At 71.0% G+C, this 18,837-nt stretch carries 21 protein-coding genes; 1 reads left to right on the top strand and 20 read right to left on the bottom strand.

Going from position 1 to position 18,837, the window contains the following annotated elements; genetic code table 11:
- Nucleotides 1-80 precede the first annotated feature (80 nt).
- Both AB0K43_RS12235 and AB0K43_RS12230 read right to left on the bottom strand, forming a co-directional pair.
- Nucleotides 81-449: an STAS domain-containing protein gene (locus AB0K43_RS12235; protein ID WP_363638622.1), complete on the bottom strand. Its 369-nt coding sequence runs from the start codon at nt 447-449 to the stop codon at nt 81-83.
- Nucleotides 450-759: 310 nt separating this feature from the next.
- Nucleotides 760-1,629, bottom strand: a complete 870-nt coding sequence (locus AB0K43_RS12230; protein ID WP_363638620.1) for a 3-hydroxyacyl-CoA dehydrogenase family protein — start codon at nt 1,627-1,629, stop codon at nt 760-762.
- Between the two features lie 221 nt (nt 1,630-1,850).
- Here AB0K43_RS12230 and AB0K43_RS12225 point away from each other — a divergent pair, with 221 nt between their 5' ends.
- The gene (locus AB0K43_RS12225) at nt 1,851-2,165 is read left to right on the top strand and encodes a hypothetical protein (protein ID WP_350638001.1); all 315 of its coding nucleotides are present in this window, start codon (nt 1,851-1,853) and stop codon (nt 2,163-2,165) included.
- A 3-nt stretch (nt 2,166-2,168) separates the two neighbouring features.
- Here the strand turns inward: AB0K43_RS12225 and AB0K43_RS12220 are convergent, their stop codons facing one another.
- The 18 genes from AB0K43_RS12220 to AB0K43_RS12135 form a co-directional block, all read right to left on the bottom strand.
- Nucleotides 2,169-2,825, bottom strand: coding sequence for a response regulator transcription factor (locus AB0K43_RS12220; RefSeq protein WP_363638618.1), 657 nt, complete (start codon nt 2,823-2,825; stop codon nt 2,169-2,171).
- Nucleotides 2,822-4,042: a histidine kinase gene (locus AB0K43_RS12215; RefSeq protein WP_363638616.1), complete on the bottom strand. Its 1,221-nt coding sequence runs from the start codon at nt 4,040-4,042 to the stop codon at nt 2,822-2,824. Before AB0K43_RS12215 ends, AB0K43_RS12220 begins: the two co-directional genes overlap by 4 nt.
- Nucleotides 4,043-4,238: 196 nt before the next feature.
- Nucleotides 4,239-4,811 carry a cob(I)yrinic acid a,c-diamide adenosyltransferase gene (locus AB0K43_RS12210; RefSeq protein WP_363638614.1) on the bottom strand — a complete coding sequence of 191 codons (573 nt, stop codon included), beginning with the start codon at nt 4,809-4,811 and terminating at the stop codon, nt 4,239-4,241.
- A gap of 14 nt (nt 4,812-4,825) precedes the next feature.
- Entirely contained in the window at nt 4,826-5,002 is a 177-nt protein-coding gene (locus AB0K43_RS12205) for a hypothetical protein (RefSeq protein ID WP_363638612.1), read from the bottom strand.
- Between the two features lie 389 nt (nt 5,003-5,391).
- Complete coding sequence (locus tag AB0K43_RS12200; protein WP_350637995.1) at nt 5,392-5,892, bottom strand: DUF2550 domain-containing protein; 501 nt, start codon at nt 5,890-5,892, stop codon at nt 5,392-5,394.
- Between the two features lie 128 nt (nt 5,893-6,020).
- Complete coding sequence (locus AB0K43_RS12195) at nt 6,021-6,401, bottom strand: F0F1 ATP synthase subunit epsilon (protein ID WP_363638610.1); 381 nt, start codon at nt 6,399-6,401, stop codon at nt 6,021-6,023.
- A 210-nt stretch (nt 6,402-6,611) separates the two neighbouring features.
- Nucleotides 6,612-8,057 (bottom strand): F0F1 ATP synthase subunit beta, encoded by a 1,446-nt coding sequence (atpD, locus tag AB0K43_RS12190; protein WP_363638608.1) that lies wholly within the window; start codon nt 8,055-8,057, stop codon nt 6,612-6,614.
- A 2-nt stretch (nt 8,058-8,059) separates the two neighbouring features.
- Nucleotides 8,060-8,974 carry a F0F1 ATP synthase subunit gamma gene (locus AB0K43_RS12185; RefSeq protein ID WP_033824076.1) on the bottom strand — a complete coding sequence of 305 codons (915 nt, stop codon included), beginning with the start codon at nt 8,972-8,974 and terminating at the stop codon, nt 8,060-8,062.
- A 32-nt stretch (nt 8,975-9,006) separates the two neighbouring features.
- The gene (atpA, locus tag AB0K43_RS12180; RefSeq protein ID WP_363638606.1) at nt 9,007-10,581 is read right to left on the bottom strand and encodes a F0F1 ATP synthase subunit alpha; all 1,575 of its coding nucleotides are present in this window, start codon (nt 10,579-10,581) and stop codon (nt 9,007-9,009) included.
- Nucleotides 10,582-10,739: 158 nt separating this feature from the next.
- Nucleotides 10,740-11,555: a F0F1 ATP synthase subunit delta gene (locus tag AB0K43_RS12175; RefSeq protein ID WP_363638604.1), complete on the bottom strand. Its 816-nt coding sequence runs from the start codon at nt 11,553-11,555 to the stop codon at nt 10,740-10,742.
- On the bottom strand, nt 11,552-12,106 hold the full coding sequence (locus AB0K43_RS12170) for a F0F1 ATP synthase subunit B (protein WP_363638602.1): 555 nt from the start codon (nt 12,104-12,106) through the stop codon (nt 11,552-11,554). Before AB0K43_RS12170 ends, AB0K43_RS12175 begins: the two co-directional genes overlap by 4 nt.
- Nucleotides 12,107-12,147: 41 nt before the next feature.
- A complete protein-coding gene (gene atpE / locus AB0K43_RS12165) occupies nt 12,148-12,375 on the bottom strand; it encodes an ATP synthase F0 subunit C (RefSeq protein WP_030909515.1) in 228 nt (75 codons plus the stop codon).
- Between the two features lie 81 nt (nt 12,376-12,456).
- Nucleotides 12,457-13,287, bottom strand: a complete 831-nt coding sequence (gene atpB / locus AB0K43_RS12160) for a F0F1 ATP synthase subunit A (protein ID WP_363638600.1) — start codon at nt 13,285-13,287, stop codon at nt 12,457-12,459.
- A 279-nt stretch (nt 13,288-13,566) separates the two neighbouring features.
- On the bottom strand, nt 13,567-14,001 hold the full coding sequence (locus tag AB0K43_RS12155) for a hypothetical protein (RefSeq protein WP_363638598.1): 435 nt from the start codon (nt 13,999-14,001) through the stop codon (nt 13,567-13,569).
- Nucleotides 14,002-14,289: 288 nt separating this feature from the next.
- Nucleotides 14,290-15,630: an MraY family glycosyltransferase gene (locus AB0K43_RS12150; RefSeq protein WP_363638596.1), complete on the bottom strand. Its 1,341-nt coding sequence runs from the start codon at nt 15,628-15,630 to the stop codon at nt 14,290-14,292.
- Between the two features lie 175 nt (nt 15,631-15,805).
- Nucleotides 15,806-17,086 carry a serine hydroxymethyltransferase gene (glyA, locus tag AB0K43_RS12145; RefSeq protein WP_363638594.1) on the bottom strand — a complete coding sequence of 427 codons (1,281 nt, stop codon included), beginning with the start codon at nt 17,084-17,086 and terminating at the stop codon, nt 15,806-15,808.
- Nucleotides 17,087-17,331: 245 nt separating this feature from the next.
- Nucleotides 17,332-17,973 carry a protein-tyrosine-phosphatase gene (locus AB0K43_RS12140; RefSeq protein ID WP_363638789.1) on the bottom strand — a complete coding sequence of 214 codons (642 nt, stop codon included), beginning with the start codon at nt 17,971-17,973 and terminating at the stop codon, nt 17,332-17,334.
- A gap of 35 nt (nt 17,974-18,008) precedes the next feature.
- On the bottom strand, nt 18,009-18,656 hold the full coding sequence (locus tag AB0K43_RS12135; RefSeq protein WP_363638592.1) for an L-threonylcarbamoyladenylate synthase: 648 nt from the start codon (nt 18,654-18,656) through the stop codon (nt 18,009-18,011).
- Nucleotides 18,657-18,837 lie beyond the last annotated feature (181 nt).

The raw sequence follows: 18,837 nt of genomic DNA, 5'->3' as shown, positions 1-18,837 counted from the left end.
GCACCGGCCGGGAGTTGGCGCGCCCGGCCGCAGTCCGGGCGGCCCCGCGGGTCGGAGCCGGCGAGCCGGGCCCGGCAGCGCTAACGGGTCGGGGCGACCAGCGGCTGGGCGGTGACGCCGATGGCCGGGAGCGTGGTGCCGTAGGCGTCGGGGACGGCGCCCTCGACCGCCAGGATGCGGTGCAGGCGGGTGGCCACCAGCAGCCGCTGGAGCTGGGCGGGCACGTCCCGCAGCACCAGGCGGCGGCCGAGCCGGCCGGCCCGGCGGTGGGTGCCCATGATGACGCCGAGGCCGGTGGCGTCCCAGAACTCCAGCCGGCCCAGGTCCAGCACCAGGTCGCCGTGCCCGCCGTCGACGGCGGAGTGCAGGCGGGCCCGCGCGTCGGCGGCGCTGCGCACGTCGAGCCGGCCTTCGATGGCCAGGCCGCGGTGGTCGCCGGTGATACGCACGCTCTCCTCCTCCGCCGTGCTGATGCGCTGTGCGATACGGGTCCGCAGGGGCTCCGCCACGGGCGCGGGCACCGGGCGCCCGCGCTCCGGGGGCCGCGCCGGTCTCCCCCTCATCTGACGGTGAACCAACTCCGCAGGTTGCTCCCACCCGGCAGGGTGGCGGTCAACTTCACCCGTCCGAGGGAATATACGCAGGAAGTCGCCACACTCACGCTCGATTCCCGCCCAAATCACCCGTCTGCGGCGCGGGCGTGAGCAAACTCACCCGGGTGGTGGGCCGGACGCCCGGCCGCCACCACCCGGACGAGTGTTACTTGCTCTCGTAGCCGTAGAAGCCGCGGCCGCTCTTGCGGCCGAGGTCGCCCGCGGTGACCATCCGGGCCATGATCTCCGGGGCGGCGAACTTCTCGTCCTGGGTCTCGGCGTAGATGTTGTGCGCGGCGTGCAGCAGGATGTCGACACCGGTCAGGTCGGCGGTCTGCAGCGGACCCATCGGGTGGCCGAAGCCGAGCCGGCAGGCGGTGTCGATGTCCTCCGCGGTGGCGACGCCCGACTCGTACAGCTTCGCGGCCTCCACCACCAGCGCGGTGATCAGGCGGGTGGTGACGAAGCCCGCCACGTCCCGGTTGACCACCACGACCTCCTTGCCCACGCCCTCGGCGTAGGCCCGGACGGTGGCGAGCGTCTCGTCGCTGGTCTTGTAGCCGCGCACCAGCTCCACCAGCCGCATCAGCGGCACCGGCGAGAAGAAGTGCACGCCGACCACGCTCTCCGGGCGCGAGGTGGCGGCGGCGATCCGGGTGATCGGGATGGCGGAGGTGTTGGAGGCCAGCACCGCGCCGTCCTTGGCCAGCTTGTCGAGCTCGCGGAAGACCGCCTCCTTGACCTCCAGCTGCTCGAACACCGCCTCCACCACGATGTCCGCCTCCGCGACCGCGCCCAGGTCGGTGGTGGTGGTGATCCGGCCCAGCGCCGCCTCGGCCTGCTCGGCCGTCAGCTTCCCCTTGGCGACGAACTTCTCGTACGAGGCGCGGATGCCGGCCAGGCCGCGCTGCAGCGCCTCGTCGGTCACGTCGCGCAGCACCACCGGGTGGCCGGCCTGGGCCGAGACCTGGGCGATGCCTGCGCCCATCAGGCCGGCACCGATAACGGCGATCTGCTGGGTGGCTGCGTTGCTCATGGCTGGGTCTCCCGAGTGACGATGTTCGCCCGTCGGGCCCACCGGGGCACCGGGTTCGATTCCGCTGCGCCAGCTGGTCCGGGGCGGTGCCTGAAGGCGACTCAGGACAGGGGTCTCCCCTCCGAGCCGCGCCGCTCACGCGCCGGACTCTAACGCCCCGGCGGGCTCCGTGGTGAGATTGAGGAGTGTGATCTGTGCCGGACCGAGGAGAGGTAGCCGCGTTGACCGCTGTGCACCCGCTGGTGGCGCTGCTGCTCAGTCTGGGGGTGGTCGCCGTCCTGATTCTGCTGCTGCGCTGGACGTACCGCCGGGGCAGCTCGCTGGTGGCCCGCCCCCCGCACTCCGGCAACCCGGACGAGTACGGGCTGCTGGTGACCGTCGCCGCGCCGACCGACCCGGCCGAGGCGGCCCGGCTCGGCGGGCTGCTGACCGCCGCCGGAGTGCGGCACACCCTGGTGGACACCACCGCCGGGCCCCGGCTGATGGTCTGGGCGGGCGACGCGGACCGCGCCCGGTCCGCGCTGGACCGCAGTTGACGGTCAGTCGGGTGCGCGCACGCCCAGCTCCTGCGCCAGGATCGCGGCCTGCACCCGGCTGCGCAGCCCGAGCTTGGCCAGGATCCGGCTGACGTGGGTCTTGGTGGTGGCCTCCGCCATCGCCAGCCGGGCGGCGATCTCGCCGTTGGACAGGCCCGCCCCGACGCAGCCGAGCACCTCCCGCTCGCGGGGCGTGAGCTCGGCCAGCCCGGCCCGGCCGTCCGGCTGGTCCGGCCGGCTCGGCCGGGCGAAGGTGCTGATCAGGCGCCTGGTCACGGAGGGCGCCAGCATCCCGTCGCCGCGGGCCACCGCCCGGATCCCGTCCACCAGGTCGGCGGCCTCGACGTCCTTCAGCAGGAAGCCGGCCGCACCCGCGCGCAGCGCGCCGTAGACGTAGTCGTCCAGGTCGAAGGTGGTCAGCACGAGTACCTGTGCCGACCCCGCGGCGACCACTTGGCGGGTCGCCGCGACCCCGTCCAGCCGGGGCATCTGGACGTCCATCAGCACCACGTCCGGACGCAGCTCGGCAGCCAGCCGGACGGCCTGCTCACCGTCGGCCGCCTCGCCGACCACCTCGATCCCGGGCTCCGCCCGCAGGATCATCACCAGCGCGGCCCGGACGGCCGCCTGGTCCTCCGCCACCAGCACCCGCACGGTCATGCCCGCTCCTCCCCCGTCCGCTCGCTCCCGGCCGGCCCGCGCCCGGCCCGCCCGCTCTCGCGCGGCAGCACCGCGCGGACCTGCCACTGCCCGTCCACCGGCCCCGCCTCGAAGTGGCCGCCGAGCAGCTGGGCCCGCTCCCCCATGCCCACCAGTCCGGCCCCCGCGCCCACCGGCGCCCGGCCCGCCACCGGCCGGTACGGACTCCGGGCGACGATCTCCAGCTCCGCGGGACGGTAGCCGATCCGCAGCCGGACGGTACCGGCGGCCGCGTGCTTGAGCGCATTGGTCAGGGATTCCTGGACGATCCGGTAGGCCGCCAGCTCCACCGGCGCGGAGAGCTCACCGCGCTCGCCGCTCTCCTGGGCCTCGAACGCCAGCCCGGCCTCCCGGCCGACCGCCCTGGCCTGCTCCAGCAGGGTGTCCACCGCGTCCAGCCGGGGCGCGGCGTACGACTCCTCGGGGTGCTCCTCGCGCAGCAGGCCGATCATCCGGCGCATCTCGGCCAGGCCCTGGACGCTGTTGTGCCGGATCACGGCCAGCGCCGCCACCAGCGGCTCGTCCTCGGCCCTGGCCTGCCGCCGGGCCAGCGCCTGCGCGCCGGTCGCGTGGATGGCGATCGCGGACAGGTGGTTGGCGATCACGTCGTGCAGCTCGCGGGCCATCCGGGCGCGCTCGGCGGCGACCGCGCCGCGGCGGTCCAGCTCGGCCAGCAGGGCGGTCTGCTCGGCCCGCAGCCGGGCGCTCTCGGTCTGCTCACGCTGGCGCCGGAGCAGGTCGCCGGTCCACACCGGGGCGATGAACACCACCCCGCACAGGCCGACCACCACCAGGGCGTCCGACACCCGCCCGTAGAGCAGGGTGAGGCCGCTGAGCACCACCGTGGTCGCGGTGCCGGTCAGGTGCAGCACCCGGGACATCCGGGGCGGCCCGTACAGGGTGGCCGCGTACAGCAGGTCGGTGTACATCACCACGGTGGCGAGCACCGAGCCGGCGAAGATGTTGGCGCCGAGCAGCAGCCCGCCGATGGAGACCGTCCAGATCGTGCGGGTCCGCCGCAGCGGCTCCAGCGCCGCCATCGCCAGCAGCGGCAGGGCCGCCACCCAGGGCGCGATGTGCTCGTTGCGGTCGTACGCGCCGGCGGCGATCAGCAGCAGGCCGCCGAGCAGGCCGGCGGCCGCGATCGCCAGGTCCTCCTGGCGTGGGGTGAGTCTCACGCCCCCATCCCATCACCGCCGGCCGGCGCCCGGCACCGGCCGGCCGGACGAGCCGCCGTACATCGAAGGTCGCACCCGGCTCCGGCCGGACCGACGGTGCCCCGGGCGGCCGGGCCGGGCGAGGCTGGAGCCGTGGTCCCGATCATCATCGTCGGCGAGGTCGGCTTCCGGGTGCTCCCGAGCGGGAGAAGCGGGGCTAGCGGTTCTCCCCCGGCACCCACAGCACGTCGCCCTGTGCCTTGTTGGCCACCCGGGCCAGGATGAACAGCAGGTCGGAGAGCCGGTTCAGGTACTTGGCGGTGAGCGGATTGACGCTCTCGCCGTGCAGGTCGATCGCCGCCCAGGTGGCGCGCTCGGCCCGGCGGACCACGGTGCAGGCCAGGTGCAGGTACGCGGCGCCGGGCGTACCCCCCGGGAGGATGAAGCTCCGCAGCTTCTCCAGCTGCTCCAGGTACAGGTCGCAGTCCGACTCCAGCCGGTCCACGTAGCTCTGCAGGACCCGCAGTGGCGGGTACTTCGGGTCCTCCACCACCGGGGTGGCCAGGTCCGCGCCGACGTCGAACAGGTCGTTCTGAATCCGCGTCAGCACCGCCACCACGTCCTCGGGCAGCGCGCCGACCGCCAGCGCCACACCCAGGGCGGCGTTGGCCTCGTTGGTGTCCGCGTACGCGATCAGCCGGGGGTCGGTCTTGGTGGTGCGGCTCATGTCGCCGAGTGCGGTCGTGCCGTCGTCACCGGTGCGGGTGTAGATCCGCGTCAGATTCACCATGGCCGCCAGCCTAGTCAGGCGCCGCGCGGCCCACCCGTGATTGCGACGCCGATCACAAACCCCTTGGCCGGGCCCTCGGGGATGATGACGTCCGTGCCGTACGGCATCCGGACCTCGGCCTCGTAGGTGGCCTTCCGCGGATCGGGCGCGGTCAGCACCGTCACATGCCCGGGGCCGTCATGGTCGTCCACCAGGACGTAGACCGGGATACCGGCTCGGGCGTAGGCCCTGCGCTGCGGACCACCTCCCGCTCGCGGGCCTCGGCTCCCGCCCGACTGGCGATCCGGGCGTGACCGCGTCGTCCGGTAGGTGAGACCTCGATGAACCCCTCTACGATCTCCGCCCGATAGCCCTCGGGGAGTTCGAGAGACCTCCACGCCTGCCGGAGCACCTCGTCCAGGTCCGGAACAAGGCCGGAGTCGAGATCGGGCTCGTGCGCCATAGCGGTCATCGAGAGCGCACCTCCTCCGTACGGTGTGAGCGGGCCGAGTGCCGTGGCACAACCAACGCTCCGACGGTAGGACGCCGACGGGTCGTACGGAAAGGGAATCCGCGGAGGCCACCGCTACGGAGGACCGCCCTACGCGACGTTGACCCGCTGCCCCGGAGGGGCCGCCTCCAGCCAGGCGAGGAAGCCGGTGAGGGCGTCGTCGCTCATGGCGAGTTCCAGCGGGGCGCCGTTGTGCAGGCAGCGCAGGACGACCGAGCCGGAGAGCAGGGCGAGCTCCTCCTGGCCCTCCGGGTAGCGCCGGCCGAGCACCTCGATCTGGGTCCGGGGCAGCACCCGCCGCGGGCGGGGCGCGTACGAGAAGACCCGGAACCACTCGATGGAGTCGCCGCTGTAGCGGCCGATACCGAAAACCCACCCCTTGCCGTCGGTCACCGGGACCGGGGCGGAGGTGGGCTGGCCGTTCTCGTCGAGATCGGGCTGCGTCGAGGCGTCGGCGGGCATTTTGAGCCGGAAGCTGCAGTCGAACGTACCGCCGACCCGCTGGATCACTCGGCGGCGTACCGCGAAGGCGACCAGGCCGGCCACTCCGAGGGCCACCACCGTCGCGCACACCACAAGGGCGAGGACCATGCTCACCGACCTCCTCGCTACCTGCGTCCCCGTTGCGGTCGTATCAACGACCGCACTGTCCTACCAACTGATACGACAGTCCCGGGGTCACGCATTCGCGTCCCCGGGACCGTCGGTCTGACGTGCGCTCAGGCGGCCTTGAGACCGCGGGCCGCGATCAGGCGGACCTCGGCCCGGCGCTCGGCGTGCTCGTCGAGCTCGCTCTGGGCGCTGTCCAGCGCGCGCTGCGCCCGCGCGACGTCGATCTCGTCCGCCAGCTCGGCCACCTCGGCGAGGATGGAGAGCTTGTTGTCGGCGAAGGAGATGAAGCCACCGTGCACAGCGGCGACGACGGTGCCGCTGTCGGTGGTGCGGATGGTGACCGGACCGGTCTCCAGCACGCTCAGCACCGGAGTGTGACCGGGCATGATGCCGGTGTCACCGGAGGCCGTACGGGCGACAACGATGGTGGCCGCACCGGACCACACCTTGCGGTCGGCTGCGACCAGCTCGACGTGCAGCTCAGCCAACGTGGGCTCCTAGGCTCTTGCCGGGGAATCGGAACAGCCCGATTACTCGGCAGTTTCGGTAAGAATAACGGGCCCGCGCCCCCGGCATGAAACCAAGGGCCCGGAGATGACCGGGATCACAGCCGTCCTGTGCCGTGAGGGGTGGCCCCCGGGAGCCCGGGGACCACCCCTCACGTTCGGTCGGCCGTCATGCCGGCCGGTTACAGCTGGTTACTTCTTCGCCAGGTCGGCGGCGTTCTTCTCGAGGTCCTCGATGCCACCGCACATGAAGAAGGCCTGCTCCGGGACGGAGTCGTACTTGCCGTCCGCGATCGAGTTGAAGGCCTCGATGGTCTCCGACAGCGGCACGGTCGAGCCGTCCACGCCGGTGAACTGCTTCGCGACGTAGGTGTTCTGCGACAGGAAGCGCTCGATACGACGGGCACGGTGAACCGTGATCTTGTCGTCCTCGGACAGCTCGTCGATACCGAGGATCGCGATGATGTCCTGGAGGTCCTTGTACTTCTGCAGGATGCCCTTGACGCGGATGGCCGTCTCGTAGTGGTCCTGCGCGATGTAGCGCGGGTCCAGGATGCGGGACGTGGAGTCCAGCGGGTCGACGGCCGGGTAGATGCCCTTCTCGGAGATCGGACGGGAGAGCACCGTCGTCGCGTCGAGGTGGGCGAAGGTGGTGGCCGGCGCCGGGTCGGTCAGGTCGTCCGCGGGGACGTAGATCGCCTGCATCGAGGTGATCGAGTGACCGCGGGTCGAGGTGATGCGCTCCTGGAGGAGGCCCATCTCGTCGGCCAGGTTCGGCTGGTAACCCACCGCGGAGGGCATCCGGCCGAGCAGGGTCGACACCTCGGAACCGGCCTGGGTGAACCGGAAGATGTTGTCGATGAAGAGCAGAACGTCCTGCTGCTCCACGTCACGGAAGTACTCCGCCATGGTCAGCGCGGAGAGCGCGACCCGCAGACGGGTGCCCGGCGGCTCGTCCATCTGGCCGAAGACCAGCGCGGTCTTGTCCAGAACGCCCGAGTCGACCATCTCGTGGATGAGGTCGTTGCCCTCACGGGTGCGCTCGCCGACACCGGCGAACACCGACACACCACCGAAGTTCTCGGCGACGCGGTAGATCATCTCCTGGATCAGAACGGTCTTGCCGACACCGGCACCACCGAACAGACCGATCTTGCCACCCGTGACGTACGGGGTGAGCAGGTCGATGACCTTGATGCCGGTCTCGAACATCTCGGTCTTGGACTCGAGGTCCTTGAACTCGGGAGCCTTGCGGTGGATCGGCCAGCGGACCTCGACCTGGGACTCGAACTCGTCCTTGTCGACGTTCAGCACCTCACCGAGGGCGTTGAAGACCTTGCCCTTGGTGATCTGGCCGACCGGGACGGAGATCGCCGAACCGGTGTCGGAGACCTGCGCGCCACGGACCAGGCCGTCGGTCGGCTGCATCGAGATGCCGCGGACCAGGCCGTCGCCGAGGTGCTGGGCGACCTCGAGGGTGAGGATCTTCTTGCCCGAGCCGTCGGGGTTGTCCACCTCGACGTGCAGGGCGTTGAACATGTCCGGAATCGCGTCGACGGGGAACTCCACGTCGACGACCGGGCCGATGACCCGCGCGACGCGGCCCGTCGCCGTGGTCGGCTCAACTGTGGTGGTCATTCTCATTCGCTCCCGCGGCTAGCGTCGGCGAGCGCGTTGGCACCGCCGACGATCTCGCTGATTTCCTGGGTGATCTCGGCCTGACGGGCCGAGTTGGCAAGCCGCGTGAGCGACTTGATGAGCTCTCCCGCATTGTCGGTCGCGCTCTTCATCGCGCGCCGACGAGCGGCGTGCTCCGAGGCGGCCGACTGCAGCAGCGCGTTGTAGATCCGGCTCTCGACGTACCGCGGCAGCAGTGCGTCCAGGACGCCCTCCGCCGACGGCTCGAAGTCGTACAGCGGGAAGATCTCCGCCTTGGCCGGCTTGTCGTCGCTGAGCGTGACCTCGTCCAGCTTCAGCGGCAGCAGCCGGGCGTCCACCGGGGTCTGGGTCAGCATCGACTCGAACTTGGTGGAGACCAGGTGAAGCTCGTCCACGCCGCCCGTCTCGGCCGTGAAGGCCTCGATCAGGTCGACCGCCACGGCCTTCGCGTCGCCGTAGGTCGGCTTGTCGGAGAATCCCGTCCACGAACCGCCGACCTCAAGGTTACGGAAGTTGTAGTACGAGACGCCCTTGCGGCCGACGATGTAGGTCACCACGTCCTTGCCCTCGGCACGCAGCCGCGCGGAGAGCGCGATCGCCTGCTTGATGGCGTTGGTCGAGTAACCGCCGGCCAGGCCGCGGTCCGCCGTGATCAGCAGGACAGCGGCCGTCTTGGCCTGGGGGTTCTCGGTGGTGAGCGGGTGCTTGGCGTTGGACCGGGTGGCCACCGCCGTCACCGCCCTGGTGAGCTCATCGGCGTACGGAGTGGAGGCGGCCACCGCGCGCTGCGCCTTGACGATGCGCGACGCGGAGATCATCTCCATCGCCTTGGTGATCTTCTTCGTCGCGGTGACAGAGCGGATCCGGCGCTTGTAGACCCGAAGCTGTGCTCCCATGGGTCGTTACGTCCTTTCCCTCGTTACCGGACTCAGGCCTGCTCGGACAGGAGCTTGCCGTCGGCCGTGGTGAAGCCCTGCTTGAAGGCGTTGATCGCCTCGGTCAGCGCGTCGATGGTGCCGTCCTCGAGCTTCGAGGTCTCGACGATGCCGGCCAGCAGGTCCTTCTTCTCGATCCGCAGGTGGTCCAGGAACTCGCGCTCGAAGCGGCGGATGTCCGCGACCGGGACGTCGTCCAGCTTGCCGGTGGTGCCGGCCCAGATGGAGACGACCTGCTCCTCGACCGGGAACGGCTGGTACTGGCCCTGCTTGAGCAGCTCGACCATGCGCGCACCGCGCTCCAGCTGGGCCTTGGAGGCCGGGTCCAGGTCGGAACCGAAGGCGGCGAACGCCTCCAGCTCGCGGTACTGGGCCAGGTCCAGGCGCAGGCGGCCGGCGACCGACTTCATGGCCTTGATCTGGGCCGAGCCACCGACGCGGGAGACCGAGATACCGACGTTCACGGCCGGGCGGATGCCGGCGTTGAACAGGTCGGACTCCAGGAAGCACTGGCCGTCGGTGATGGAGATGACGTTGGTCGGGATGTACGCCGAGACGTCGTTCGCCTTGGTCTCGATGATCGGCAGACCGGTCATCGAACCCGCGCCCAGCTCGTCGGAGAGCTTCGCGCAGCGCTCCAGCAGGCGGGAGTGCAGGTAGAAGACGTCGCCCGGGTAGGCCTCGCGGCCCGGCGGACGGCGGAGCAGCAGCGACACGGAGCGGTACGCCTCGGCCTGCTTCGACAGGTCGTCGAAGATGATGAGGACGTGCTTGCCGTCGTACATCCACTCCTGGCCGATGGCCGAGCCGGTGTACGGGGCGAGGTACTTGAAGCCGGCCGGGTCGGAGGCGGGAGCAGCCACGATGGTGGTGTACTCCAGCGCGCCGGCGTCCTCCAGGGCGCCGCGCACGGACGCGATGGTGGAGCCCTTCTGGCCGATGGCGACGTAGATGCAGCGGACCTGCTTCTTCGGGTCGCCCGAGCGCCAGTTGTCGCGCTGGTTGATGATCGTGTCGATCGCCACCGCGGTCTTGCCGGTCTGGCGGTCGCCGATGATCAGCTGACGCTGGCCGCGGCCGATCGGGGTCATCGCGTCGATGGCCTTGATGCCGGTCTGCATCGGCTCGTGCACCGACTTGCGGACCATGACGCCCGGCGCCTGCAGCTCCAGGGCGCGGCGGCCGCTGGAGGCGATGTCGCCCAGACCGTCGATCGGGTTGCCCAGCGGGTCCACGACGCGGCCGAGGTAGCCCTCGCCGACCGGCACGGAGAGGACCTCGCCGGTGCGGTGCACCGTCTGACCCTCCTCGATGCCCGAGAACTCACCGAGGATGACGACACCGATCTCGCGGGTGTCGAGGTTCAGCGCGAGGCCGAGGGTGCCGTCCTCGAACTTCAGCAGCTCGTTGGCCATGACCGAGGGAAGGCCCTCGACCTTGGCAATACCGTCCATGGCCTCGGTGACCGTACCGACCTCTTCACGCGAGGCGGCGTCCGGCTGGTACGACTGGACAAAGTCGGCCAGCGCGTCCCGGATCTCCTCCGGACGGATCGTAAGCTCCGCCATCAGGCTTCCCTGCTCTCCTAGTTTGCGATCCTCGGCCCGCCATTGAGGGCCGCAAGTACTCGACTCTCGGCCGGGTCAGGTGAACCGGCCGTACGTTTTGCCGGCCCACCCCGAGTGGAACCGACGCCCGACCGAGGGTCGGATGGTGCGTGGTGTGATCAGCCTTCGAGGGCCTGGCGAGCGCCTTCGAGGCGGCTCGACACGGTGCCGTCGATGATCTCGTCACCGATCTGCACCCGCACACCGCCAAGGACCTGGGGGTCGATGTCGATGTTCAGGTGCACCTGGCGGCCGTACAGCCCGGCCAGCGAAGCGGCGAGCCGCTCCTTCTGGGCGTCCGACAGCGGAACCGCGGTGGTGACCAGGGCCACCACCCGGCCGCGACGGGCCGCGGCGAGCTTGGAGTAGGTCTCCAGACCCTGCTCAAGGCTACGTCCACGCGGGTGGGTGACCAGGGCGGTGACCAGCCGGACGGTGCCCGGGTTGGCCCGGCCGCCGAGCAGCTTCTTGATCAGCTCCGCCTTGGCGGCGGTACCGGCCTTCGGCTCGGTGAGCGCCGAGCGCAGCTCGTGCGACCCGCTGACGACCCGGCCGAACCGGAACAGCTCGTCCTCGAGGTCGTCGAGCACGCCGGCCCGGTCGGCGGCGATGATCTCGGCCAGCGCCGAGAGCTCCTCCACCGAGTCGACCAGGTCACGGGCGCCCGACCAGCGGGAGCGGACCAGGCCGGAGACCAGGTCCACGGCCTCGCCGGAGACCTGCCCGGAGAGCAGCGAGCCGGCCAGCTGGGCCTTGTCCTGACCGGACCGCGAGGGGTCGGTCAGCACGCGGCGCAGCGACACCTCGCGGTCCAGCAGGACCGTGACGGCGGCGAGCTCCTCGGCGAGCTTGGCCGCGTCCACCGAAGTGTTGTCGGTCAGGCTCTGCAGGTTCTCCCGGCCGGCGGCCAGGGCCTCACGGCTGGCGCCGATCACTTGGCGCCCGCCGAGGCAGCGGCCTTGCTCTCCAGGTCGGCCAGGAAGCGGTCGATGACGCCGCTCTGGCGGGCGCTGTCCTCCAGGGACTCACCGACGATGCGGGAGGCCAGCTGGGAGGCCAGCGAACCGACGTCCTGACGCAGCGCGGCGGTGGCCTGCTTCTTGTCGGCCTCGATCTGGGCGTGACCGGCAGCGACGATGGCCTCGCGCTGACGCTGGCCCTCGGCGCGCATCTCGGTGATCAGGGCCGCGCCCTGCTCGCGAGCGTGCTCGGTGATCCGGGCGGCCTCGTGACGCGCCTCGGCGAGCTCGGCGCGGTACTGCTCCAGCAGGGCCTGGGCCTCGGCCTGCGCGGCCTGGGCCCGCTCCATGCCGCCCTCGATGGCGTCACGGCGCTCCGTCAGCACCTTCTCGATGCTGGGGAGGAGCTTCTTGCCGAGAAGACCGAAGACGATGAAGAAGCAGAGCAGGCCGATGATGACCTCGGGCCATGCGGGGAGGAGCGGGTTCATCTGCTCCTCGGCCGCAAGGGCGAAACCGGGGTTCATATCAGAACCTTTCGTCGAAAAGGGCTACCGGTGCGCCGGACTTACTTGCCGTAGACGAACGGCATGACGATGCCGATCAGCGCGAGCGCCTCGGTCAGCGCGAAGCCGATGAACATGTTGGAGCGGATCAGGCCGGCAGCCTCGGGCTGGCGGGCCATGGCCTGCACACCGTTGCCGAAGATCAGACCGACACCGATGCCGGGGCCGATCGCGGCGAGGCCGTAGCCGATGGAAGCGACGGAACCGGAAACCTCAGCGAGAGCGGACATCTCTGCTAATCCTTTGCGGGATGGAGTACCGGTGGGTGTTGGCCACCGGGAGTTCTGGGCGCAGCCGGGAGGCTGCGGGGCTCAGTGCGCCTCTTCGAGGGCACCGGCGATGTAGCTGCTCGCCAGCATCACGAAGATGTAGGCCTGCAGGAACTGGACCAGCAGCTCGAAGGCGGTGAGGGCGACGGCGACCACGAAGGAGACCGAGCCGTACAGCGCACCGATGCTCGGGCTGAGCAGGTACCAGGAGGCGACCGAGAACACCACGATCAGCAGGTGGCCGGCGAACATGTTCGCGAAGGCTCGGACCGCGAGGGTGAACGGGCGCACGAAGATGTTCGAGAAGAACTCGATCGGCACCAGGATGAACATGACCCAGCCGGGGATGCCCGACGGCCAGCAGAGGTTCTTCAGACCGCCGACGAAGCCGTGCTTCTTGAAGGTCAGCGTCATGTAGGTGACCCACACGATCGCCGCGAGCCCGACCGGGAAGGCGATCTTCGACATCACCGGGAACTGGGCGAACGGGATGATGGACATGATGTTCATGATCCACACGAAGAAGAACATCGAGACCAGCATCGGGACGTACTTCTCGCCCTTCTTGCCGATCGTCTCCAGCACGATGCTGCGCTTGACGAAGTCGTAGCCGATCTCGCCGACCAGCTGCAGCTTGCCGGGGAGGAGCTTCGGCTTCGCGAAGGCCGCCCAGAAGAAGCCGACCACCAGCAGGGCGCAGATCATCGACAGCAGCATCGGCTTGTTGAAGTCGATGCCGCCGACGGTGAAGATCGGCTTGAAGTCGAACTCGTTCAGGCCAGGGGCGGGGAAGCCGCAGCCGGAGTTCAGGTGGCATCCGGCCTCAGAGGCAAGCTGCCTTACGTCAGCACCCACCACAGACTCCTTCGTCATGACGCATGGTTACGGCAACCTCGGTGTGTCGGCGTGGCCTGCGGCCACGGAGCGGCACTGGAACTTGATGGAAATCTCGCTGACCCCAGGCGGCCTCGTACACAGCCGCGGAATCTTCGAAGACCTGTCGGAATCGGGGGGCGATGCGTCCGAGCGGTATGCCTTCACCGCTTGGAGGGACCAGGCCGCATCCCGTACTCCGTTGTTGCGACGGACGATAGCAGTCCGTCAGGAGGGCATAAACACCGCCCCCCTCGCGCGAGGGACAGCCGGCAGCCGTCACTGTTGACGCTCCGACTTGGAGTCCTTGCGTTCGGACTCACCGGTGTGCACGTAGTACAACTTCGCCTTCATGGCACCGCGCACCTGGAAGCCCGTCCAGATCAGAGCGCAGCCGAGCAGCGTGAAACCGAAGACTTTGGTGTCGAAGAGTGAGGTGTTCTTGAACACCGCGAGAACAATCCCGACCAGCAGGATCTGCGTGGTGTAGACCGCGAGCGCGGCCGCCATCAGGAGCTGGGGATTGTTCCTGGTCAGCCGGTCGAGAGCGACCTGGCCGAAGCTGAAGAAGGCCATCACCAGCAGCGTCGCGAACAGTGCGCCGAGCAGGCCCTTGACCCCCACGAGCGCGGTGGAGATCGCGATGGCGAGCACTCCGGCGACCGCAGTGGGGATTGCGGCGCCACGGAGGATCCGGGCGTCGTGGGACGGCATGTCGGCAGCTCCGGCGGCATGTCGGTGTGACGGGGGACGGGCACAGGGGTGCGGCGGTGACACCGCGCCGAGAACCTCGGCCGTGGGACGGCCGCTCGGCGGCCGAACCCGTCGAGGGAGACCGACCGGGGACGGAAGTCCTCCACCTGTCAGGTCTTTCGGCGTGTTCTCGGTACTCGTGAACGGTATCACAAACTATTTGATTAGAGCTTTACCATGAACGTGTGGTACCTGTCACACCGATGGCCCAAGCGTGCCGCCGTACGGGTGCGGCCACTTGACGGAACGTCAGCCGTTCCGCTCGGCGTGCGAGCCCACCGCGGTGGCCCCGGTGCCCAGCCGGCCGAGCAGCTCCTGGTCGTCCGCGGAGAGCTCCGCCGCCGCCCGGGCCGCGGGCCCGACCGCCGACCGGTGCTCCGGCGCCTCGGCCGCCGCCCCCGCCACGGCTCCGGCCGCCTCGGGCTCCTTGCGGTAGCGCGGCGGCACGAAGGCCTGCACGGCCCGGGGCGCGTGCGGGCGGAACCGCGGCATCAGCAGCACCACCAGGCCCACCAGGCAGAGCCCGGCGAGCGCCAGGACCACGGTGCGCCCGGTGTTGGTGACCGAGAAGGCGACCGTGCCGAAGGCGATCAGCGCGGCCCAGAAGTACATGATCAGGACGGCCCGGCTGTGCGAGTGGCCGACCTCCAGCAGGCGGTGGTGCAGGTGCTGCTTGTCCGCCGCGAACGGCGACTTGCCGGCCCAGGTGCGGCGGACCACGGCCAGCAGCAGGTCGGCCAGCGGCAGCGCGATCACGGTCAGCGGCAGCAGCAGCGGGATGTAGGTCGGCACCAGGGCGTGCACGGTGGCGGTCTGCGAACCGGTCTGGTCGGTGACCAGGTCCGGGTCGACCCGGCCGGTGATCGAGATCGCGGCGACCGCGAGCATCAGGCCGAGCATCATCGAGCCGGAGTCGCCCATGAAGATCCGCGCCGGGTGCAGGTTGTGCGGCAGGAAGCCCAGGCACATGCCGATCAGCACCGCGCTGAACAGCACGGCGGGGGCGGCGTCGTTGATCCCGTAGCCGTACCAGAGCCGGTAGGAGTAGAGGAAGAACGCGCCGGCCGCGATGCAGACCATGCCGGCGGCCAGGCCGTCCAGGCCGTCGATGAAGTTCACCGCGTTGACCATCACCACCACCAGGGTGACCGAGATGATCATGCCCTGGGTCGGGGTCACCGCGACCGGGCCGACCCCGGGCACCGGGATGGAGATCACCGTGATGCCCTGCCAGACCATCACACCGGCCGCGATCATCTGACCGCCCAGCTTGACCAGCGCGTCCACGCCCCACTTGTCGTCCAGCACGCCGAGGATCCACATGATCCCGGCCCCGGAGAGCAGCGCCTTGGTGTCCTCGCTCTGGATGAACAGGCGACCCAGGTGGGTCAGTTGCGCGGCCACCAGCAGGCCCGCGCACAGCCCGCCGAACATCGCGATGCCCCCCAGCCGGGGAGTCGGCTCGCGGTGCACGTCCCGGGCCCGGACCGGCGGCATGGCGCCCGCCAGGATGGCGAACTTCCGCACCGGACTGGTCAGCAGGTAGGTCACGGCCGCCGTCACGAACAGGACCAGCAGATACTCACGCACCACTGGCCTCCTGGTTCACGGCTCGACGATTGAGTACGGAGCGTACTCCGCCGCCCGGCCGGGGCGTGCTGGATCGGGGTTCGAGGTGCGTCGCCACGGTGCACACCTTATTGAGTCGGACGCGCCGGGCGTGCATCGCGGTTCGCCTTGGCCGGCACCGGAATCCCCCGAGCCGCTACCGGCGGCCCGCGAAGGCGCGCGCCAGCTCCTGGACCCGGCCGCGGATCCGGGCGTCCGGGCCGTCCGCGAGCACCCGTCCGATCAGTGCCCCGACCTCGGCCAGCTCGGCCGGCCCCATCCCCTGCGCGGCCACCGCGCCGGTGCCCAGCCGGATGCCGGAGGCCTCGGACGGGGGCGCCGGGTCGAACGGCAGGGCGCACTTGCCGAGCATCAGGCCGGCCCCGGCGCACCGCCGCTCCGCCTCCGCGCCGGACAGCCCGAAGCCGCTGATGTCGACGGTGACCAGGTGGGTGTCGGTCCCGCCGGTCAGCGGCCGGGCGCCGGCCTCGGTCAGCGCCTGTGCCAGGGCGCGCGCACCGTCCACCGCGCGCTGGATGTAGGTGGCGAACTCCGGCGTGCCCGCCTCCAGCAGGGCGACCGCCTTGCCGGCCACCTCGTTCATCGCCGCCCCGCCCTGGGTGAACGGGAAGACCGCCCGGTCGATCCGGTCGGCCAGCTCCGAGGTGCACAGCAGCAGGCCGCCGCGCGGTCCGCGGAGCAGTTTGTGGGTGGCCGCCACGGTGACGTCCGCGTACGGCACCGGGGAGGGCGCCGCGCCCGCCGCCACCAGGCCGATGGTCTGCGCGGCCGAGGCCACCAGGTAGGCGCCGACCTCGTCGGCGACCTCCCGGAAGCCGGCCCAGTCCAGGTGCCGCGGGTGCGAGATGCCCCCGGCGATGATGGCCTTCGGCCGGTGCGTCCGGGCCAGCTCGCGCACCTGGTCCAGATCGACGGTGCCGTCCTGCTCGCGGACCCCGTAGCCGACGAAGTCGAACCACCGGCCGGAGAAGTTGGCCCGGGAGCCGGCGCTCAGGTGCCCGCCGTGCTGCAGCGACATCGCCAGCACCGCGTCGCCCGGCCGCAGCAGCGCGGCGTAGGCCGCCAGCATCGCCGAAGTGGCGGATCGCGGCTGCACGTTGGCGTGCGGGGCACCGAACAGCGCGCGGGCCCGGTCCACCGCCAGCAGCTCGACGGTGTCGGCCGGCGCGCAGCCGGTGTGGTGCCGGTGGCCGGGGTAGCCCTCGGCGTACTTGTCGATCAGCGGGCCGCCCAGCGCCGCCAGCACGGCCGGGCTGGTGAGGTTCTCGCCGGCCAGCAGCTGGAGGCTGTCGGCCCGGCGCTCGCTCTCGGCCGACAGCAGGTCGGCGACCAGCGGATCGGCCTGCCGCAGGGCCTGGGCGGCCTCCCAGTGGGTGCGGGTCTCGGTGGAGCCGTGCACGGTGTCGGTGACGGTCATGGCGGCGCTCCCGGGCAGCGGCGGGCGAGGTGCTTCCAGGGTAGGACGGCGCCGCCGCCCGGGCCCGCCCGCGCGCGCCGGGTACACCCGTCAGGGCGGGAGCACATCCTGAGCACCCGACAGACACACATGGCCCACAGCACCTCCCGGAGTCCTCCCCATACACCGGGTGTGGCCCCGCAGAGACCCCTCAGCGGCCCCACGGCGACCTCGCAGTGGCCGCGCGACGCCCCGGAGCGCGGGGCTCAGTGCGCGCCGGGCACGCCGGTCAGCGCCGTCACCACCGGGTCGAGGGCGTCGAATATCTCCTCGCCGCAGTTGCGGAACATCCCGATCGGCGCCCCGTACGGGTCGTTCACCTCGTCGAACTCCGGCGAGGCCGCCAGCAGCCAGCCGCGCAGCGCCGCCGCCGAGCGGACCAGCGCCCGGGCCCGGTCGGTCAGCCGGGAGCCGTCGCCCTGGTACGGCAGGGTGCCCGGGTCGACCCGGCGGACCAGCCGGGTGAACTCCTTGAGCGTGAAGGTCCGCAGCCCGGCCGAGTGCCCCATCGAGATCACCTGCGCCCGGTGGTCGAGGGTCGCGGTGAGCACCAGGTCGGCGTCGATGACGTGCTCGTCCAGCAGCTCGCGCCCGGCGAAGCCGGCGCTGTCGGCGCCGTACTCGTCGAGCACGGTGGCCGCGTGCGCCTCCATGGGCGCGCCCTCATGACCCCAGGTGCCCGCGCTCTCCACCACGATCCGCCCGGCGGCGGCGGGGCCGAGCCGGGTGACCAGTTCCAGCCGGGTGAGCCGCTCGGCGATCGGCGAGCGGCAGATGTTGCCGGTGCAGACGAACAGGATCCGGAACGAGTCGAGCGGGCGCGGCACCACGGCCAGTGCGGAGGGTATGCCGGGGTCGGCGCCGTGCAGCGAGGCGGCGGCCGTCAACTGCCGGCCTCCAGGTCCGGGACGACCTCCCTCAGCTGCTCGACGCTGATCGCGCCCGCCCGCAGCACCACCGGCACCTTCCCGGTGACGTCGACGATGGTGGAGCCCGTCGCGTGGTCGGCCTGGCCGCCGTCGAGGTAGACCGAGATGGCGTCGCCGAGCTGGGCCTCGGCCTCGTCGCAGGTGGCCGGCGAAGGGCCGCCGGTCCGGTTGGCGCTGGAGACGGCGAGCGGGCCGGTGGCGTTCAGCAGCTCGATGGCGACCGGGTGCAGCGGCATCCGGACGGCGACGGTGCCCCGGGTCTCGCCCAGGTCCCAGCGCAGCGAGGGCTGGTGCCGGGCGACCAGGGTCAGACCACCCGGCCAGAACGCGTCCACCAGCTCCCAGGCCTGCTCGGAGAAGTCGGTGACCAGCCCGTGCAGGGTGGTCGGCGAGCCGACCAGCACCGGCGAGGGCATGTTCCGGCCACGGCCCTTGGCGGCGAGCAGCGCGCCCACCGCGTCCGGCGAGAAGGCGTCCGCCCCGACCCCGTACAGGGTGTCGGTCGGCAGCACCACGAGCTCGCCGCGGCGGATCGCCGAGGCGGCCTCACGCAGACCGGTGGCGCGGTCCCCTGCATCGGCGCAGTCATAACGGCGGCTCATCGGTGCGGTCCCCTTCCGAGATGGCTCAAGCTGAGATGTGCGCTGCGGTACGCGGCGGCGCGCCGCGCGCGGTGCTGCGCTGCCCGATCGTTCACAACGACGCCCTGCGGGCTGTCGTGCAGTACCCGACCGTTCACAACGACGCCCTGCGGGCTGTCGTGCAGTACCCGATCGTTCACAA

This window comes from Kitasatospora sp. NPDC049258 (assembly GCF_040678895.1).
In the GTDB taxonomy this organism is placed as follows: Bacteria; Actinomycetota; Actinomycetes; order Streptomycetales; family Streptomycetaceae; genus Kitasatospora.
This window is presented reverse-complemented; position numbering and strand designations above follow the sequence as displayed.